The organism is Aeromicrobium chenweiae (assembly GCF_003065605.1).
Taxonomy (GTDB): Bacteria; Actinomycetota; Actinomycetes; order Propionibacteriales; family Nocardioidaceae; genus Aeromicrobium; species Aeromicrobium chenweiae.
This window is the reverse complement of sequence record NZ_CP026952.1, coordinates 3,392,026-3,410,545: the sequence shown is the minus strand read 5'-3', so window position 1 is coordinate 3,410,545 and position 18,520 is coordinate 3,392,026. Positions and strand designations below refer to the sequence as shown.

At 71.1% G+C, this 18,520-nt stretch carries 16 protein-coding genes; 5 read left to right on the top strand and 11 right to left on the bottom strand.

Features of this window, described 5'->3' with window-relative positions; translation table 11 throughout:
- Nucleotides 1-6: 6 nt before the first annotated feature.
- The 3 genes from C3E78_RS16565 to C3E78_RS16555 are packed head-to-tail and all read left to right on the top strand — an operon-like array spanning nucleotide 7 to nucleotide 2,880.
- Complete coding sequence (locus C3E78_RS16565; protein WP_108580309.1) at nucleotides 7-816, top strand: hypothetical protein; 810 nt, start codon at nucleotides 7-9, stop codon at nucleotides 814-816.
- Complete coding sequence (locus C3E78_RS16560) at nucleotides 813-2,126, top strand: M20/M25/M40 family metallo-hydrolase (protein WP_108580307.1); 1,314 nt, start codon at nucleotides 813-815, stop codon at nucleotides 2,124-2,126. Before C3E78_RS16565 ends, C3E78_RS16560 begins: the two co-directional genes overlap by 4 nt.
- Entirely contained in the window at nucleotides 2,119-2,880 is a 762-nt protein-coding gene (locus tag C3E78_RS16555) for an IclR family transcriptional regulator (RefSeq protein WP_108580305.1), read from the top strand. The genes C3E78_RS16560 and C3E78_RS16555 overlap by 8 nt, the downstream gene beginning before the upstream one ends.
- Nucleotides 2,881-2,899: 19 nt before the next feature.
- Here C3E78_RS16555 and C3E78_RS16550 read toward each other — a convergent pair whose 3' ends face one another.
- The 6 genes from C3E78_RS16550 to C3E78_RS16525 all read right to left on the bottom strand — a co-directional run bounded on the left by C3E78_RS16550 (nucleotide 2,900) and on the right by C3E78_RS16525 (nucleotide 10,459).
- Entirely contained in the window at nucleotides 2,900-3,694 is a 795-nt protein-coding gene (locus C3E78_RS16550; protein WP_108580303.1) for an enoyl-CoA hydratase/isomerase family protein, read from the bottom strand.
- Nucleotides 3,691-5,967 carry a CaiB/BaiF CoA-transferase family protein gene (locus tag C3E78_RS16545; RefSeq protein WP_199906848.1) on the bottom strand — a complete coding sequence of 759 codons (2,277 nt, stop codon included), beginning with the start codon at nucleotides 5,965-5,967 and terminating at the stop codon, nucleotides 3,691-3,693. The genes C3E78_RS16550 and C3E78_RS16545 overlap by 4 nt, the downstream gene beginning before the upstream one ends.
- Nucleotides 5,964-7,517: an AMP-binding protein gene (locus tag C3E78_RS16540; protein ID WP_159085924.1), complete on the bottom strand. Its 1,554-nt coding sequence runs from the start codon at nucleotides 7,515-7,517 to the stop codon at nucleotides 5,964-5,966. The genes C3E78_RS16545 and C3E78_RS16540 overlap by 4 nt, the downstream gene beginning before the upstream one ends.
- A complete protein-coding gene (gene dmpG / locus C3E78_RS16535) occupies nucleotides 7,514-8,539 on the bottom strand; it encodes a 4-hydroxy-2-oxovalerate aldolase (protein WP_108580299.1) in 1,026 nt (341 codons plus the stop codon). The genes C3E78_RS16540 and dmpG overlap by 4 nt, the downstream gene beginning before the upstream one ends.
- The gene (locus tag C3E78_RS16530) at nucleotides 8,536-9,489 is read right to left on the bottom strand and encodes an acetaldehyde dehydrogenase (acetylating) (protein ID WP_108580297.1); all 954 of its coding nucleotides are present in this window, start codon (nucleotides 9,487-9,489) and stop codon (nucleotides 8,536-8,538) included. The genes dmpG and C3E78_RS16530 overlap by 4 nt, the downstream gene beginning before the upstream one ends.
- Nucleotides 9,490-9,616: 127 nt before the next feature.
- Nucleotides 9,617-10,459, bottom strand: a complete 843-nt coding sequence (locus C3E78_RS16525; protein WP_108580295.1) for an IclR family transcriptional regulator — start codon at nucleotides 10,457-10,459, stop codon at nucleotides 9,617-9,619.
- A 224-nt stretch (nucleotides 10,460-10,683) separates the two neighbouring features.
- On the opposite strand from C3E78_RS16525, the gene C3E78_RS16520 reads away from it, so the two are divergent.
- Both C3E78_RS16520 and C3E78_RS16515 read left to right on the top strand, forming a co-directional pair.
- Nucleotides 10,684-12,129, top strand: coding sequence for an aldehyde dehydrogenase family protein (locus C3E78_RS16520; RefSeq protein WP_108580293.1), 1,446 nt, complete (start codon nucleotides 10,684-10,686; stop codon nucleotides 12,127-12,129).
- Between the two features lie 422 nt (nucleotides 12,130-12,551).
- Nucleotides 12,552-12,827 (top strand): hypothetical protein, encoded by a 276-nt coding sequence (locus C3E78_RS16515; RefSeq protein ID WP_235833826.1) that lies wholly within the window; start codon nucleotides 12,552-12,554, stop codon nucleotides 12,825-12,827.
- 611 nt (nucleotides 12,828-13,438) lie between these two features.
- Here the strand turns inward: C3E78_RS16515 and C3E78_RS16510 are convergent.
- From C3E78_RS16510 to C3E78_RS16490, 5 genes are read right to left on the bottom strand one after another with little or no spacing between them, the layout of a single operon-like run.
- Nucleotides 13,439-14,605, bottom strand: a complete 1,167-nt coding sequence (locus tag C3E78_RS16510) for an acyl-CoA dehydrogenase family protein (protein ID WP_108580289.1) — start codon at nucleotides 14,603-14,605, stop codon at nucleotides 13,439-13,441.
- Between the two features lie 2 nt (nucleotides 14,606-14,607).
- Entirely contained in the window at nucleotides 14,608-15,465 is an 858-nt protein-coding gene (locus C3E78_RS16505) for a 3-hydroxybutyryl-CoA dehydrogenase (RefSeq protein WP_279586398.1), read from the bottom strand.
- 57 nt (nucleotides 15,466-15,522) lie between these two features.
- Nucleotides 15,523-16,131 (bottom strand): DedA family protein, encoded by a 609-nt coding sequence (locus C3E78_RS16500; protein ID WP_108580285.1) that lies wholly within the window; start codon nucleotides 16,129-16,131, stop codon nucleotides 15,523-15,525.
- Nucleotides 16,128-16,949, bottom strand: coding sequence for a phosphatase PAP2 family protein (locus C3E78_RS16495; protein ID WP_108580283.1), 822 nt, complete (start codon nucleotides 16,947-16,949; stop codon nucleotides 16,128-16,130). The genes C3E78_RS16500 and C3E78_RS16495 overlap by 4 nt, the downstream gene beginning before the upstream one ends.
- A 15-nt stretch (nucleotides 16,950-16,964) precedes the next feature.
- Nucleotides 16,965-18,464, bottom strand: coding sequence for an MFS transporter (locus C3E78_RS16490; protein WP_108580281.1), 1,500 nt, complete (start codon nucleotides 18,462-18,464; stop codon nucleotides 16,965-16,967).
- Nucleotides 18,465-18,520 lie beyond the last annotated feature (56 nt).

The following is an 18,520-nucleotide window of genomic DNA, read 5'->3' as shown; positions in this document are numbered from 1 at the left end:
CCGGTCGTGGACGGCGTGTCGGACGTTGCGGGTGACCTGGCGGTCCAGCACGCCGCCGAGAGGCTCCGGCACGCCGACTCGGTGCACCGACCGTGCGAGCCTGTCGGCGACCTGATCGGGGACGACCTCGCAGCGGCCTATGCGGTGCAGCGGCTCGTCACCGAGCTGCAGGTCATCAGCGGGGCGCACGTGTGGGGTCGCAAGATGCTCGACCTCACCGATTCGCACGGCGGACCCGCGGCCGCCGCGGGCACACTGGTCGACACGATGGTCGTCCGTCACGACGAGCTCGTCACGGGTCGCGATCTCGTGCAGCCTCGCATCGCGGCGCGTCTGACGGTTCGGCTCGCGCGGGAGGTCGGCGCCGGTGCCGCGGCCCGGGCGGTGCGCGAGGCCATCGGTGCGGTGGGTGCCGCGCTCGAGATTGCGGACCTGAGGGTCATCGCCGACCGGGCGACGGCGGTCGACGTCATCGCCGACAACGCCGGCGCCGGGCTCGTGGTGCTCGGCCCGGAACGGTCTCCACGCGAGGCGCCGGGCCCGTGGCTGGCGCAGGTGCTGCTCGACGGTCAACCTCTCGCGTCATCCGTCGAGACGGGCTGGGACCGGACGGTCGAGCGCCTCGCCGCGCTCGCGACCGCCGCTGAGCAGCACGGCAGACCCCTGCGAGCCGGCGAGATCGTGGTGCTCGACGCGTTCGGCACGGCGACGCCACTGGCCGGTGACGGCCGGTACGCTGCGGAGGTCGACGGCCAGGTCGTCGCCTCGGTCAGGTTGGGGGCACCCCGTCCGGCCAAGCCCGAGGAGGCATCGTGACCGGTCAGACGGGCGCCGACCTCGACCGGTCGGTCGCCGCGGTGCTCGAGCACGTCACGCGCGATCTGCTGCTCGAGGCGGTGTGCGGCATGGTCGACATCGCGAGCCCGACCGGTGGCGAGCGGCCCCTCGCCACGTGGATCGCCGACACGCTCACCGCACGCGGCGTCGACGCGGCCGTCCAGCCGATCGACGCCTTCCAGGCCAGTGCGGCCGCGACGGTGCCGGGCGGCGACGGCCCCTCGCTGATGCTCTACGCCCCCATCGACACGTTCACGACGGGCGACGAGTCGCTCGACGTCCCGGGTGCATCGCAGACGTGGCGGGCAGACCTGGCGGCCCGCGCGGTCGTCGACGGAGACGTCGTCGAGGGACTCGGTGCCGGCAATCCCAAGGGTCACGCGGCCGTCGTCATGGCAGTGCTGCAGGCGTTCCGCGCCTCGGGCGTGGTGCTACCGGGCGACGTGGTGGGAGGCTTCGGTGCCGGCGGCATGCCGTCGTTCGCCGTGCCGGGCGTCGGGGAGCCCGAGCGCGTCAACACCGGCCATGGCGTCGGCGCGGCCCTTCTGCTGGAACGGGGATTCACGACCGACTACGCCGTCATCGCCAAGCCCGGCTGGCACGTGCTGCACGAGGAGGTCGGGCTGGTCTGGGTCGACGTCCTGGTGTCCGGTCTCCACACCTACGCGGGCAGCCGCCACCGCCTGCCCTACAGCAACGCCGTCGCTACGGCGGGGCGGGTCGCGATCGCGCTGGAGGAGTGGCTCGCGGGCTACGCCACGCGTCACGAGCACGGGACGATGCAGCCCCACGGCATCGTGTCCTCGGTGCACGGGGGCTTCGACCGGCTCGCCGCGTCGACTCCCGCCCAGGTCAGGTTGCGACTGGACCTGCGGCTCACGACGCAGCAGACGCCTGCCGGGGTCGTCCGCGAGGTACGCGACGAGATGCGGCGCTTGTCCGAAGAGCTGGGCGTCGAGCTGCAGGTGCGCCAGGTAGCGGCGGTCCCGGCGACGCACACGTCACCCGCCTCTCCGGTCGTCCGGGCCGCCGTCACGGCGTTCGAGACCGTCGCGGGGCACCCGCACCAGGTGACGATGGGCAACAGCGGTGCGACCGACGCCAACATCCTGCGCATGCGCGGCGTGCCCACGGCCCGCACGGGCATGCCCAAGGTCGGGGCGACGCCCGACGGCCGCGAGATCGACTTCACCCGCGGCATGAACCTCGTCGACCTGACGGCGATGCGGAAGCTCGCCGAGGTGCTCGTGCGCACCGTGATGCTCCTGCCAGGCGAGCACGATGTCTGACGACGACGTCCGCGAGGGTGGCGCCAACAGCGTCCTCGGCAAGGCCCGGCTGATCCTCGAGGCGTTCGAGCTCGACGACGACAGCCTCACGCTGACCGGGATCGTCGCACGCACCGGCATCTCCAAGGCCACCGTGCACCGGCTCAACCAGGAGCTGCTGGAGTGGGGGATGCTCGAGCGGATCGGGCTGGAGTACCGGCTCGGCATGCGGGCCTTCGAGCTGGGCAGCCGCGTCCCGCGGTTCCGCGTGCTGCGTGACGCGGTGCGGCCCTACATGGAGAGCCTGTACCACCAGACCCGCGAGGCCGTTCACCTCGCGGTGCTCGACGGCCTCGAGGTGCTCTACCTCGAGAAGGTCGCGGGTGCCGCGCAGTCGGCCCGTCCCTCACGCATCGCGGGCCGTCTGCCGCTGCACTCCACCGCGAGCGGCAAGGTGCTGATGGCCTTCGGCCAGGCGTCGCTCGTCGAGGAGGTCCTGGGCGAGCCGCTGCAGCGCGTGACCCCGACGACCGTCGTGATGCCCGGTGTCCTCCTCGACCAGCTGCGGCGGGTGCGCACCGACGGGTACGCGACCGAGATCGAGGAGACCACGGCGGGCTACTGCTCGGTCGCGGTCCCGATCTTCGGAGCGAGCGGCATGCTGCTGGCGTCGTTGTCGCTGACGACGCCGGTCGTCCGCGCCGACGTGTCGCGCCACGCGGCAGTGCTGCGCTCGGTGAGCCAGAAGGTCGCGGCGGGTCACGCGATCAACTGACGCCCCGTGACGGCGTGGCTCAGCGTCCCTCGAACTCGGCCTGGCGCTTGTCGAGGAAGGCCTGGATGCCCTCGGCCGCGTCGGCGAGCTCGAGGTTGCGCATGACGTGTTCCTCCTCGACGGCCATGGCCTCGTCGATCGGGAGCCCCCAACCCGCGTCGATGGCGGACTTCACCAGGCCGATCGTGGCCGTCGGGCGGGACGCCAGACGGTGGGCCTCGCGGGTCACGACCGCGTCGAAGTCGTCGCCGGCGACGAGGTCGACGAGTCCCTCGGCCAGCGCCTCGTCCGCCGTGAGCCGGGTCGCGTCCATGATGAGCCGCTTGGCGCGGTGCGGACCTATGAGTCGGGGCAGGCGCTGCGAGCCCCCGGCCCCCGGGAAGATGCCGAGGTCGGTCTCGGGAAAGCCGAAGGTCGCCCGAACGTGCAGGATGCGCAGGTCGCAGGCGAGCGCGAGCTCGGCCCCCCCGCCCAGCGCGTGCCCGTTGAGAGCCGCGACGACGGGCTTGGGAGCGCGCTCGAGCAGGCGCTGGACGTCGACCCAGCGTCGCATCGCCCGGTAGGTGTCGGGGTCGAGGCGGCGCATGACGGTGAGGTTGGCACCGCCGACGAAGATGCGGTCCTTGCCGCGCACCACGACGCAGCGCACGGCGGGGTCGTCCAGCACACTCGGCAGGTGCACCAGCATCGACTCAATGAGCTCGGGGTCGACGATGTTGACGCGGCCGTGGTCGATCACCACGGTCGCGACGGGTCCGTCGTGCTCGATCCTGAAGCCGGTCGGGGCGGAGAAGGTCGGGGTGGACGAGGTCATGAGAGTGCTCCTTGCTCGTGCAGGTGGGCGAGCTCTTCGGGCGTCAGCCCGAGCAGCTCGGTGAGGAGGTCATCGGTGTGCTGGCCCAGCAGCGGCGCAGGCTCCCACAGGTCGCCGGGCGTCCCGGACAGCCGCGCGACGATGCCCTCGACGGGCACGGGCCCGGCGAGCGGGTGCTCGAGCACGGGGTAGAACCCGCGGGCAGCCAGCTGCGCGTCGAGCTCGACCAGGTCGCGGCCGTCACGGACGGGGTGGGCGGGGACGCCGTGCTGCTGGAGTGCTCCCGACAGCTCGTCGGCATCGGCCTCGGCGGCGTGCCGCTCGAGGTCGTCGAGCGGGTCGGCGGCCTCCGTGGCGACGCCGAGCCCGCCCAGCGCGGCGCGCAGGACGTCGGGTGCGACGGCGCCGACGGCCAGCCACCGGTCGTCGCCGGCGGTGGGCACGATCCTCGGCACGGCGAGAGGGGCGGGCTCCGGCGGCAGCTGGCTCTGGAGCAGCGCCGACCCGAGGTGCGAGGCCATCGCCTCGAGCTGCGAGAGGTCGACGTGTCCACCGGTGCCGCGGTTCAACAGGTCGAGGGTCGCGACGACGGCAGAGTTGGCCGCCACCATGTCGCCGAGGCCGAACGTCAGTCCCTGCGGCGCCCGGTCGGAGCGACCGGTCTCCGCCGTCAGGCCCGACATCGCCGCCAGAGTGTCGGCGAACGTCACGGCGTCGCGCCACGGACCGTCCTGCCCGGTGCCGGCCATCGAGACGAGGACGACGTCGGGGTTCTGCTCGCGCAGACTTGGGTAGTCCAGCCCCCACTTGGAGAGCACGCCGGGGCTGAAATTCTCGACGACGACGTCGACCTGCGGCACGAGCCGCCGCAGGAGGTCCTGGCCCTCGTCGGTGCGCAGGTTGAGCGCGACGCTGTGCTTGTTGCGGTTGAAGTTGACGAAGTAGCCGCCGTCGTCGATGCCGGCCTCGGGACGCAGCCGCATGCCGGGCGCGAACCGGGTCGGGTCCTTGCGGTGGAACGACTCGACCTTGACGATCTCGGCGCCGTGGTCGGCAAGGGTCTTGGTCACGTAGGGGCCGGCCAGCACCCAGGTCAGGTCGAGCACGCGGACGCCGTCGAGGGCAGCCTCGCGCGCGACGCGCGGACGTCGTCGAGGCGGAGGCGGGGTCAGCGGCCGGGCCTCGGCCCAGACCTGCGACAGCTCGACCGGCCGTGGGGGAGCGACCGTGACGGGGCGTGGAGCCGCGGACGGCTCCCAACCCAGTCCGACGTCCTGCAGGCCCTCGGGACCCTCGATGCCGACGAAGAACTGACGCGCTTGCAGCTGCGGGTTCTCGAGCAGCGCCGCCCCCGACGCCACCTCGGCCCACGGCAGCCCGCGCCGGCGGGCCTCGTCGGCGAACGGTCCCGCGGGCCGACGTGCCACGAAGCGCGCGACGACCTCGTCGACGTGCGGCCGGCCGGCCCAACGGACGTCGACGTCCTTCCACCGCTCGTCGGCGAGGTCGTCGGCCTCACCCTCCTCGACCATCCAGGCCAGCAGGTCGTCCCACATGCGGGGGCTGCCCGAGTATCCGCCGGCGAGGTAGCCGTCGGCGGCGCGGAAGACGCGGTGGGCGACATGCCCGTACACGCCCGACGAGCGACCCGGCACCGTGGTGCCGTGGATCCAGGCGATCGCGCCGGTCTCCAGGGTCGCGGCCACGGCCTCCTGGGCCGAGACCTCGACGAGTTGCCCGGCGCCGGTGCGGTGCCGGGCATTCAGCGCCAGGAGCGCACCGATCGCGGCGTGCGTCCCGGCCAGCTGGACCCCCTGCTCGCGCGGGGGCGGCTCCGGGGCGTGCCCGGGATCGCCGCCGAGCCAGGCCATCCCACCCGCAGCGGTCAGCACGGTGTCGTCGCCCAGCCAGTCGCGGCGTGGACCCGTCAGGCCGAACGGCGTCACCACGACGTGCGCCACGTGGGCCCAGGCCTCGGGGTGGGCCTCGCGCAGGCCGAGCGTGCGCAGCCCGGCGCGCGGCCCCGACTCGAGCACGACGTCGGCGCGCTCGACCAGGGCCTCGACCGCGGCGTCGAGCTGGTCGAGGTCTGGCACCGACAGCAGCCGCTTGCCGGCGTGCCAGTGCAGCGCCTCCGCGCCGGTGGTCGGCTCGCCGTCGAGGGCGATGCGGACGACGTCCGCGCCGAGACCGACGAACAGACGGGCGCCTTGGTGCCCGAGGGGGTCGGTGAGGTCGAGCACGCGCAAGGGGGCGGTGGGGGTGGTGGTCACGAGTTCTCCTGGGGGGTCGCGGACGCCTCGGCGTCCCAGACGGTCGGGGGCAGGGGCCGGTCGCGCAGCGCCCGGTGGACGATCTTGAGGCTGCCGGTGCGGGGCAGCGAGGTCTCGACGCTCACGAACCGGGGCACGGCGTGGCGAGGGAGATGAGTCGCGCAGTGTCGCTGCACGTCGGCCGGATCGGGGTAGGAGCCGGGGCGGGGCACGACCACGAGGAGCACCTCGTCGTCGGTCAGCTCGGACGGGACGCCGACGGCTGCGGCCTGCTCGACGTCCGGGTGCCCCATGGCGACCTGCTCGAGGCGCTCGGCGTCGATCGTCAGCCCCCGGCGGCGGATGACGTCGGCAGCGCGTCCCTCGTGGTGGAACCAGCCGTCGTCGAGCCGGCCGCGGTCGCCGGTGACGAACCAGCCGTCCGACCAGGCCGCGCGCGTGGCGTCGGCGTCGCCGACGTACTCGGTGAACGTCAGGTCCGGCCGCCTCGGCCGCACGTGGACGGTGCCCGTGGTGCCGTCGGCCACCGGTGTGCCGTGCTCGTCGACGACTCGCAGCTCGTACTCGGGCACGATGCGTCCGGCCGATCCCGGACGGACCTCGCGCCCGGTGGTCGCGACATCGCCGAGCTCGGTGCACGCATAGGCCTGCCGCAGCTCGACGCCGAACCTCTCGAGCACCTGTGCGTGCAGCCAGGTGGGTGCCGGTCCGCCGTAGGCCTGACGCACCGAGTGGAGCCGGTCGGCCGACGCTGCGGGCTGGCGCAGCAGCATCGCGCACACCGCGCCCATGAAATTGAAGGCCGTGACGTCCTCGCGCGCCACGGTCTCCCAGAAGCGCGAGACCGAGAAGGTGTCGACCACGAGCCGTGCACCCGAGAGGACGGCCGGCAGGAAGGCGGCATGCCGGGCGTTCACGTGCTGCCAGGCGAAGACGTTGAACAGCACGTCGTGCGCGTCGTAGTCCATCGCGCGGCTCACCCGCTCGGCCTGACCGAGGCCGGCGCCGTTCGGCAGCAGCGCGCCCTTGGGACGTCCGCCCGTCCCCGACGTCACCATCACGGCCGCCGGCGCGTCGAGGTCGGCACGGTGGGCCGGTGTCGGACGCGCGGAAACCTCGTCGACGTGCGGCAGCCCGGCGACGTGGCCCTCGATCGTGAGCACAGGTCGGAGGGGGTGGTTGCCGAGCGCGATGAGGTGCGGCTCCGCGCCGAGGCGCTCCGGCGCGACCACGGCCGCGACGCAACACGTGGCCGACGCCAGCGAGCGGGCCACGGCGGGGTCGAGACCGTTCGGCAGCGGCAGCTCGACGGCGCCCAGCCACGAGATGGCGGCGGTCAGCGCCGCGGCCTCGGGGCCGGACGGCACGGCGGTCGCCACGACGTCGCCCGTCCCGGCGACCGACGCGAGCGATCCCGCCAGGCCGATCGCACGGTCGAGCAGCTCGCCGGCGCTCAGCGCGGAGCCCCCGACGAGGCGGATGAGCTCGCCGTCGGGGCCGGCGTGCGCGCGGAGCTCGACGGCCTCAGCGAACGACCGCGGACGGATCACGCCGACTGCGTCTGCTTCTGCGCCACGATCGTCAGCGCGATGTCGACGATCATGTCCTCCTGGCCGCCGACGAGCCGCCGACGTCCGCACTCCATCAGCAGGTCGCGCACGTCGACGTCGTAGCGGGCCGCGGCGTTCTCGGCGTGGCGCAGGAAGCTCGAGTACACGCCGGCGTAGCCGAGCGTCAGCGTCTCGCGGTCGACCCGCACCGGGCGGTCCTGCAGCGGCCGCACGATGTCGTCGGCGGCGTCCTGCAGCTTGAACAGATCGCTCCCGTGCTCGATGCCCGACAGGTTCGCCGCGGCGACGAAGGCCTCGATGGGGCAGTTGCCGGCACCGGCGCCGTGACCCGCCAGCGACGCGTCGACGCGGAAGACGCCGTGCTCGACGGCGACGAGCGAGTTGGCGACCGACAGCGACAGGTTTTCGTGGGCGTGAATCCCGATCTGCGTGTCGGTGTCGAGCACGTCGCGGTAGGCCTTGACGCGGGCAGCGACGCCGTCCATCGTCAGGCGTCCGCCCGAGTCGGTGACGTAGACGCAGTGCGCGCCGTACGACTCCATGAGCTTGGCCTGCTGGGCGAGCTTCTCGGGCTCGGCCATGTGCGACAGCATCAGGAAGCCCGACACGTCCATGCCCAGCTCGCGGGCCGCGGCGATGTGCTGGGCCGAGACGTCGGCCTCGGTGCAGTGGGTCGCGATGCGCACCGACCGGACGCCGAGGTCGCAGGCGTGCTCAAGGTCGTCGATCGTGCCGACGCCGGGCAGCAGCAGGGTCGTGAGCTTCGCGTCCTGGATGACCGAGGCCGCGGCCTCGATCCACTCCCAGTCGGAGTTCGAGCCCGGGCCGTAGTTGAGCGAGCCGCCGGCGAGCCCGTCGCCGTGGGCCACCTCGATCGCGTCGACGCCGGCGTCGTCGAGCGCGACGACGATGCGCTTGACGTCGGCGGGGGAGATGCGGTGGCGCACGGCGTGCATGCCGTCGCGCAGGGTGACGTCCTGGACGTAGATGGGCGTGCTCATCGGGCGACCGCCTTCCGGGTGGCGAAACGCTCGGCGACCTGGATGCCGGCCGAGGTCATGATGTCGAGGTTGCCGGCGAACGCCGGGAGGTAGTCGGCGGCGCCCTCGACCTCGAGGAACACCGAGACCTGGTGCGTGGGCCGCGGCGACGACAGGTCGTCGAGCAGCGTCTCGACCGGCTGGTCGCCGGGGACCGGGTTGACCTGCACCTCCTGCTTGAGGCGGTAGCCGGGGACGTACGCCGCGACGTCGGCGACCATGGCCTCGACCGAGGCGCGGACGCGTCCCTCGACGTCGGGCTGGCCGTCCGAGACCACCAGCGCGAGCACCGTGTCGCGCATGATCAGCGGCGGCTCGGCCGGGTTGAGGATGATGATCGCCTTGCCGCGGACCGCTCCGCCGACCGCGGTGATGGCCGCCGACGTCGTCTCGGTGAACTCGTCGATGTTGGCGCGCGTGCCGGGACCCGCCGAGCGCGACGCGATCGAGGCGACGATCTCGGCGTAGGCCACGGGCAGGACGCGGTTGACCGCGGCGACGACGGGGATCGTGGCCTGTCCGCCGCACGTGACCATGTTGACGTTGCGGGCGTCGAGGTGCTCCTCGAGGTTGACCGCGGGGATGACGTACGGGCCGATCGCGGCAGGCGTCAGGTCGATCATGGTCTTGCCGAACGGCTCGAGTCGAGCGGCGTTGGCTTCGTGGGCCTTGGCCGACGTGGCGTCGAAGACCAGCTCGATCTCGTCGAAGCCGGGCAGGGCGATGAGTCCCTCGACGCCCTCGTGGGTGACGGTGACGCCCAGCGCGCGGGCCCGTGCGAGCCCGTCCGAATCGGGGTCGATGCCGACCATCGCCCCCATCTCGAGGTGCTCGGACCGGTTGACCTTGATCATGAGATCGGTCCCGATGTTGCCCGAGCCGATGATGGCGACCTTGGTGGGTGTGCTCATGCTGACCTCGCTGGATGGACCTCGGGCTCGCCCCGACGGATGGTGGCGCGTCGGTGGGCCGAGGCCCCCCGCGTCGTGACCGCCACTGTCACAGAGCGCGGCGGCCGAAGACACCATCCGGTTCCGGTCAGCGATACAGTGTCAGTGCGGGCGTCCGCTGCTGGCAGTCACCGCGCATCGCGAGCTTGGTGTGCTGGCGGGTGATCCCCGCCGAGGCCATGCGCAGGGTGCGGACCAGCGGCTCGTCGCCCGAGTGCGAGACGGGCACGGTCAGCGACAGGGCGGCGATCACGGCGTGACCGCTGTCGTAGATCGGGACGGCGAAGCTCTTGAAGCCGATCAACGCCTCCTCGCGCTCGGTGGCCAGCTCGTGCTCGCGGATGACATCGAGCTCGCGCCGCAGGCTTGCGTGGTCGAGCTGGCTGTGCGCCGTCAGCTGCTGCGGACGCTCCGCGACGACGGCGTCGAGCAGGTCGTCGTGGTGCGGCGACATGGCCAGCAGCAGCTTGCCCGACGCCGTGCAGGTCAGCGGCAGCCGGCCACCGACCTTCGACAGCGAGTGGACGCTCCGGGTGCCGCCGAGCTTCTCCAGGTAGTAGGTGCCGGTGCCCTCGAGCACGGCGAGGTGGGCCGTGCCGCGCGTCATCGCGACGAGGTCGACGAGCACGGGGCGTCCCACGGTGCGCAGGAGCGACGCGGTGCCGACCCGCTGGCTGAGCGCGAACACGCTGAACCCGATGCGGTAGCCGTTGTCGACCCGCTCGAGCAGCCCCAGCGCCACCAGCTCCTGCGCGAGCCGGTAGACCGACGGCTTGGGGACGCCGCTGCGCTGACTCAGGTCGACCAGTCGGAGCGTGTCGTGCTCGTCGTCGAACGCCGACAGGATCGAGAACGCCTTGCCGAGCACGGAGTTCGGGATCGAGGTGTGCTCGCTCTCGTCGGTGCTGATGTCATGTGCCAAGACGCTCATGTGACTCCTGTCGGCTGGAAAAGACTGGTTGTGGCCCCTGTCACACTATTATCCAAATGGATAACTGTTTCGTCCAGCGAAACACGAGAACGCAACGCATCTTTTACACGACGGTGTCGTTTCGGCCGGAGTTCGGTCAGCGGACCGAGAGCGGCGTCGCACGCTGGCCGACGTGGCACATTCGTCCCGACCGCCGGGGTCTGACGACGCACAGAGGAGACACCATGCAGAGCGCACAGCTGTTGATCGGGGACGAGTGGGTCTCGGCCTCCGACGGAGCCACCAGTGAGACGATCGATCCGGCCACCAACACCGTCATCGGCTCCTTCGCCGAGGCGACGGGCGCCGACGTCGACGCGGCGGTCGCATCGGCGCGCGCCGGCTTCGAGTCCGACGCCTGGCAGGGCATGACGCCCGATCAGCGCGGCAAGGTGCTGTGGCGGATCGCCGAGCTACTGGAGCGCGATGCCGACCAGATCGCCGCCCTCGAGACGCTCGACCAGGGCATGCCGTCATTCGTGAGCGGCGGCATCAGCCTGCCGCTCGCGGCGCAGGTCTTCCGCTACTACGCGGGATTCGCCACGAAGATCGAGGGCAAGGTGTCGCCGATCTCGATCCCCGGCAACCTGACGTATCAGCGTCGCGTGCCGCTCGGCGTGTGCGCCCTCATCACGCCCTGGAACTTCCCGCTCGCGATCGCCGCGTGGAAGCTCGCGCCAGCCCTGGCGACGGGCAACGCAGTCATCCTCAAGCCGGCCGAGCAGACCCCGCTGTCGACCGTCCGCTTGGTCGAGATCTGCCGCGAGGCCGGCGTGCCGGCCGGCGTCGTCAACCTGCTGACAGGCGGCCCCGAGGTGGGCAAGGCGCTGGTCAACCACCGCGGCGTCGACAAGATCTCGTTCACGGGCTCGACCGAGGTCGGTCAGTACATCGCTCGCGTCTCGGCCGACGACTTCAAGCGCACGACGCTCGAGCTCGGCGGCAAGGCTCCCAGCATCCTGTGCGCCGACGCCGACATCGACGCCGCGGTCATGGGCAACGTGCAGGGCGCCCTCTTCAACACCGGCCAGGCGTGCGGCGCATACACCCGCTTCTTCGTGCACTCCTCGCGCGTCGACGAGTACACGACCAAACTGGCCGCCGCGGCGAGCTCGCTGACCATCGGGCCCGGCCACAAGGCCGACACCATCGTGGGGCCGCTGGTCTCGCAGGAGCACCTCGACCGCGTCGACTCCTACGTCCAGTCCGGACGTGACCAGGGCGCGGAGCTGATCACCGGCGGCTCGCGGGTCGACGGCGACCTGGCCGACGGCTTCTTCTACCGTCCGACGGTCTTCGGCGGCGTGACGGACGACATGACGATCGCCCGCGAGGAGATCTTCGGTCCCGTGCTCTCGGTCATGGCCTACGACGACATCGATGAGGTCGTCGCCCGCGCCAACGACACCGACTTCGGCCTCGTGGCCGTGCTGTGGACGAAGGATCTCACCACGGCGCACACGCTCCCTCCGCGTCTGCGGTTCGGCACGGTGTTCGTCAACCAGCTGCCGCTGATCGACCCGGGCGCCCCCTGGGGGGGCTTCGGCATGAGCGGCTGGGGCCGCGAGCTCGGCGAGTACTCGATCGACGGCTTCACCGAGACCCAGTCGACGTTCCTCAACCTCGCCTGACCGATGATCTGACCCACTCTGCGCGACCGGACGCCCGCCCTCTGCTTCTTCGAGGACGGGCCTTTCGGTCTTAATGGCGCATCCGGTCTGTGGGCGAGCGGTCGGGTCCGCCCACCGGAACGCGCGATAGACCTACTAGACGGATGTCAAGTTGACTACGGCGTCACGGAGGACCGGCACGCCGCGCCGGGACCAGGTCAGACGACCGATCCGCGGACTCAGTCAGGATGTGCCGCCATGGATGAGAACACGATCTCCGGCGATCGCTCTCGGAAGTCTCGAAGGTACTAGGCCTGCGTCGGACCCTCGGTACCGTCACATCGATCGCCGTTGCCTTCTCAGCGGGCGGTGTCTCGGCAGGTGTCTACAGCCTGTTCGGCTTCTCGTTGGGGAGCGCCGGCCCCGCGTTCCTGTGGGGGTGGGTGCTGGTTGGCCTCGGCACCTTCCTGCTGTGCATCATGTGGTCCGAGCTGTCCTCGCACTACCCGCTCGCAGGGGTCATGTACGAGTGGCCGCGCAAGATCAGCAGCGCCGCCGCCTCGTGGTGGGTCGGCTGGGTCTACCTGTTCGCGATGATGTTCCAGCTGGCCGGCATCTACTTCATCCTGCCTGCCGTGATGTTCCCAGGCGCACCCGAGCCGGCTGGCCCGGTCGTTCTCGCCGACCAGTTGGAAGCGCGTCCAGAAGCTGCGAGCTAGTGGGACCCCTCCGGGTTGTTCCACCATCCGGGCCGGGCCTGACGCCCACCAATCATCCCGCAAGAACCAGGCCCGCAGGACGGTGCCCCGTCTGACTGAGAGTGGCGCGTGCTGGCGGGACGAACCCCTGCGTACGCGGACGGACGCAAATTTCACCCGGCATTGCGCGAACTGAGGCGAGAGTTCGCGTTCGTCTTCGACCGCCGACCAAGAAAAACTCTCAGCCCGATTCGGACCATGTTCCAAGCATGTAGGAACGATTCGGCTGGCTCCGTTGTAGGCGGCCCATCCATTGGACTCGGGCCTGGCAGGGGTTTGCGTGTGCCTGGGCTGGTGAGTTCAAGGCGTCGTTCGACGGTGCGTGTGCATACGAACGGGCTGACGAACACAGTGGGAATGAGTACGACTACCTGTGACTGGTCCATCTCGTGCTTGACGGTAGTGGTTCTCGCGCAGGCACCCGGTGCGCTCTCTCGAACGATTGCGCTTTTCGATTGCGGCGCGGCGCTGGGCTGAACGGCCCAGTTCCCTGCCGATTCCTAGAAGGCCGCCGAATTGCTGGAACCCCTTCCGCGGGACTAGTCACTAGGACCAGCGCTACGCTTGCACGATCAGATCTTCGACTGGATCCCGGCGAGGAGCTGGCGGGCCATGACGACCTTCTGCACCTGGTTGGTGCCCTCGTAGATCTGGGTGATCTTGGCGTCGCGCATCATGCGCTCGACCGGGTAGTCGCTCGTGTAGCCGTAGCCACCGAGCAGTTGCACCGCGTCGGTCGTCACCTGCATGGCCGTGTCGGACGCGAACGCCTTGGCCGCGGCGCCGAAGAACGTGAGGTCCTTGTCGCCGCGCTCGGAGCGGCCGGCGGCCGCGTAGGTGAGCTGGCGGGCGGCCTCGATCTTCATGCCCATCTCGGCGACCATGAACTGCAGGCCCTGGAAGTCACTGATCGGGTGACCGAACTGCTGACGCTCCTGGATGTAGCCCAGCGCGTAGTCGAGCGCGCCCTGCGCGACGCCGACGGCCTGCGCGGCGATGGTCACGCGGGTGTGGTCGAGGGTCTTCATCGCGATCGAGAAGCCCTGACCGACCTCGCCGATGATGCGGTCGCCGGGGATGCGGACGTTGTCGAGGTAGACCTCGCGCGTCGGCGAGCCCTTGATGCCCAGCTTCTTCTCCGGCGCGCCGAAGGACACACCGGCGTCGGACTTCTCGACGACGAACGCCGTGATGCCCTTGCTGCGCAGGGCGGGATCGGTCTGGGCCAGGACGGTGTAGTACTCCGAGACGCCGGCGTTGGTGATCCAGCGCTTGACGCCGTTGAGCACCCAGTCGTCGCCGTCACGCACGGCGCGCGTCTTCTGGTTGGCGGCGTCGGACCCGGCGTCCGGCTCGGACAGGCAGTACGAGAAGCCGCCCTCGCCGCGGGCGAGCTTGCCGAGGTACTTGGCCTTGAGCTCCTCGTTGCCGCCGATCTGGACCGGGAGCGAGCCGAGCTTGTTGACGGCGGGGATCAGCGACGCGGAGACGTCCACACGGGCGACCTCCTCGATGACCAGGACGGTCGCGAGCGCGTCCGCGCCGGCGCCGCCGTACTGCTCGGGCACGTGCGGTGCGTGGAAGTCCGACGCCAGCAGGGCGTCAGCGGCCTCCTGCGGGAAGCGCGGCTGCGCGTCGACGTCGGCGGCGAAGGGCGCGATCTTGTCCTCGGCCACGGCCCGGACGGCCTCGCGGATCGCCTGGTGCTCCTCGGAGAGCACGAACATGTCGTTGGTCATCGTCATCGTCCTTCGTAGCCGTAGAAGCCCTGGCCGGACTTCTTGCCGAGCAGCCCCGCGTCGACCATGCGGTCCAGCAGCGGGGGCGGGGAGTACAGGGGCTCCTTGAACTCGTCGTACATCGACTTGCCGATCGCCTTGATCGTGTCGAGCCCGATGAGGTCGGAGAGCGCGAGCGGTCCCATGGGGTGGCCGCAGCCGAGCACCATGCCGCGGTCGATGTCCTCGGCCGAGGCGTAGCCGGCCTCGTACATGCGGATCGCGGACAGCAGGTAGGGCACGAGGAGGCTGTTGACGACGAAGCCGGCGCGGTCGGTCGCGTCGATCGGCTTCTTGCCCAGCGTGTCGGTGACCCAGCCGCGCATGCGGTCCAGCGTCTCGGCGGAGGTGGTCAGCGACGGGATGAGCTCGACGAGCTGCATGACCGGGGCGGGGTTGAAGAAGTGCACGCCCATGACGTGGTGCGCGCGTCCGGAGACGGCGCCGAGCTTGACGATCGGGATCGAGGACGTGTTGGACGCCAGGATCGCGTCGTCCTTGGTGAGGATGCGGCCGAGGGTGCGGAAGAGCTCGAGCTTGATCTGCTCGTCCTCGCTGGCGGCCTCGACCACCAGGTCGCGGTCGGCCAGCGTCTCCAGGTCGGTCTCGAACCGGATGCGCTCCAGGACGGCCGTGACCTCGGCGGACTCGATCTTGCCGCGGGACTCCGCCTTGCGCAGCGAGCCCTCGACGCGCTCGGACGCGGCCTTGGCCGCGTCGGCGCTGATCTCGATGACCACGACGTCGAGACCCGCGCGGGCGGCGACCTCGGTGATGCCCGAGCCCATCAGCCCTCCGCCGATGACGCCGACCTTCTCAATTCCGCTCATGCAGCCACTCCCTCAATCACTAGGACGTCCTAGTAAATTCTTAGGACGTCATATTATCTTGCGCGGCTCCGGGACCGAAATCGGTGTGGCAGGAGCCGGCCTGCGCCTCGCCCGCCACCGGCGCACGAGGCTCCGGACGAGCCCGCCGACCACCACGAGGGCGACGAATCCGCCGATGAGCCACGGATCGTCCAGGACGCCGGTCGCGGCGATGCCGGCACCGGCACCGACCCACAGGCTCGACCAGGCGACCGCGCCGAGGACCGACGCCAGCAGGAACAAGCGGTAGCGCAGGTGGGCCGCTCCGGCGACGACGGGCATCACGGTGCGGACGAGCGGGAGGAGGCGGCTGGCGAGGACCGCCCAGAACCCGTGCCGCTGCACGAGCTCGCCGGCCCGGTCCCACCGGTCGACGCCGATCCGGGCGATGAGACGCGACTCGCGCAGGCGTGGACCGCCGGCGCGGCCGATGATGAGCCCGAGGTGGTCGGCGGCTGTCGCCCCGAGGGCGACCGCCGCTCCCAGCATCCCCAGCGCGAGGGGACCGTCGAGCCGGGACGCGAGGCTCGTGATCGCGACTTCCCCGGGGATCACGGCGCCGAGTCCCAGGCCGGACTCGGCGAAGGCGAGGACGAAGCCCAGCAGGGCGCTGGTCATGTCGCGACCGGGAAGTCGGCAGGAGCCCGGGACGCGATGCGCCCGGAGATGACGATGCCCGCCGCGACCACCACGGCACCGGCCACGGCGTCGAGCACCCAGTGGTTGCCCGTCGCGACGACGACGAACGTCGTCCCGGCGACGTACAGGCAGGCGAGCACCCGGCCGCCGAGGCGGGTGTGCCGCCAGAGCGCCCACGCGACCCACACGGTCCAGCCGACGTGCAGGGACGGCATCGCGGCCAGCTCGTTGGTGATGTGGCCGAGCCCGGCCGGCGCCGAGGCGTCCCCGCCCCACCAGCCGTGGCTCGAGGTCATCGCCAGCGCGTCGAGATAGTGCCCGCCCGGCATGAGTCGCGGTGGGGCGGTCGGCAGCACGAGGTACGCGAGCAGGCCGATGGCCGAGCCGATCACGATCGCGTTGCGGGCGCGCGGGTACTCGGCGCGGTGCCGGACGAACAGGAAGACCAGCACCGCCGGCGTCACGACGTAGTGCAGCGTCGCGTACCAGAACGACATCGGCACGGCGATCTCGGTGATCGGTGCCAGCGCGCCGTTCAGCCACGACTCGATGTCGAGGTGAAGCAGGCTCTCGACGTGGAGGACGTCAGCCGCTCGCGCTCGGGCGACGACCAGGTCGTCCGCAGCCACGAGGCGGCTGAGGCTGTAGGTCACCCAGAGGGCGGCGAGCAGCGCGACCTCGCGCACACCGGTCGCGGTGAGGGCGCGACGCGCCAGGGAGGACGCACGCACGCCCGGCCCGCGCGACGACGTGGTCGCGCGGGCGGGGGCATGGCGCTGCCCGGTCAAGGTGGACATGACGAGAACCGGTTCTCAGTGGCCGACGACGGGGGCCGCGTCGGGGTCGACCGTGATCGGCCCGCTGCGAAGGAGCCCGCCGCACACGAGTGCGCCGACCGCGAAGATCCCGGCACCCCACCAGAACACCGTGGTGTAGCTGTGCATGGTGGCGAGCGCCTGGTTCGCGGCCGTCGGGGCCCGGCCGTCGAGGTAGCTCGTGGCAGCGGTGGCCGCGAACGCACTCAGCACCGCGGTGCCGATCGAGCCGCCGATCTGCTGGAACGTGTTGACCGACGCGGAGGCCACGCCGGCGTGCTCAGGGTCGACCCCGGACGTGGAGGCGTTGAAGGCCGGAGCCACGGACAGGCCGACGCCGAGGCCCGTGACGAGGAGGCCCGGCAGGATGTTCGCGGCGTACGTGCTGTTGAGGTCCAGCTGTGCGAACAGTGCGAGCCCGGCCGCAGCGAGCAGCAGGCCCGCGAACACCGGGATGCGCGGACCGATGCGAGCCACGACGCCGGCGAAGCCGGAGGCGGCGACGATGAGCGCGAGGATCAGCGGGACGAAGGCGAAGCCGGTCTTGACGGGGCTGTACCCCAGCGTGAGCGACACGTAGTACGTCAGGAACAGGAAGACCGCGAACAGTCCGATGCCGACGACCGCGACGGTGAGGAATGCGCCTCCACGGGTGCGGTCCCACACGATGTGCAGCGGCAGCAGCGGGTCCGACACCCGGCTCTCGACCACTGCGAAGAGGCCGAGCAGTGCGAGCCCGGCGATGATGCAGATCAGCGTCGTGGGGCTGGACCAGCCCTCGGACTCCGCGCTGGCCAGGCCGTAGACGAGCGACACGAGTCCCGCGACGCTCAGGACCGAGCCGGGGATGTCGATGCCTGCGACGTCTTCGTCGCGTGCCTGCTTCTTCAGCAGGATCGCGCCGCCCACGACCGCGAGCGCGGCGAGGGGGACGTTCACGTAGAGGCACCAGCGCCAGGAGAGGTACTCGGTCAGCACGCCGCCCAGGATCAGGCCGATCGCGCCGCCGCCACCGGCGATGGCGCCGAAGATCGCGAACGCCTTGGCGCGCTCGGACGCGTCGGTGAACGTCACGGTGAGCAGGGACAGGGCCGCGGGTGCGAGCAGCGCGCCGAACACGCCCTGGGCCGCACGAGCGCTGACCAGCATCTCGAAGTTCTGCGCGGCGCCGCCGACTGCCGACGCGGCGGCAAAGCCGACCAGGCCGGTGATGAACATCGGCCGGCGACCGATCAGGTCGCTCAGCCGTCCGCCGACCAGCAGCAGTGAGCCGAACGCGAGGGCGTAGCCGGTCACGATCCACTGGCGGTTGTCGTTGGAGAACCCGAGGGACTCTTGCGCCGTCGGCAACGCGATGTTCACGATGGTCGCGTCGAGGACGACGATCAGCTGGGCCAGGGCGATGATGCCGAGGATCAGCCAGCGGTGGGCATGATGTGGGTTGTCATGCTGATCGAGGCGAGGCTTGTCGGCCCGGTCCTCGGTGATGGTTGCCATGGGATCTCCAGGTCTGGTGAAGCGGAAAGTCTGTTCCGTTTTACTGTACGCCCCAA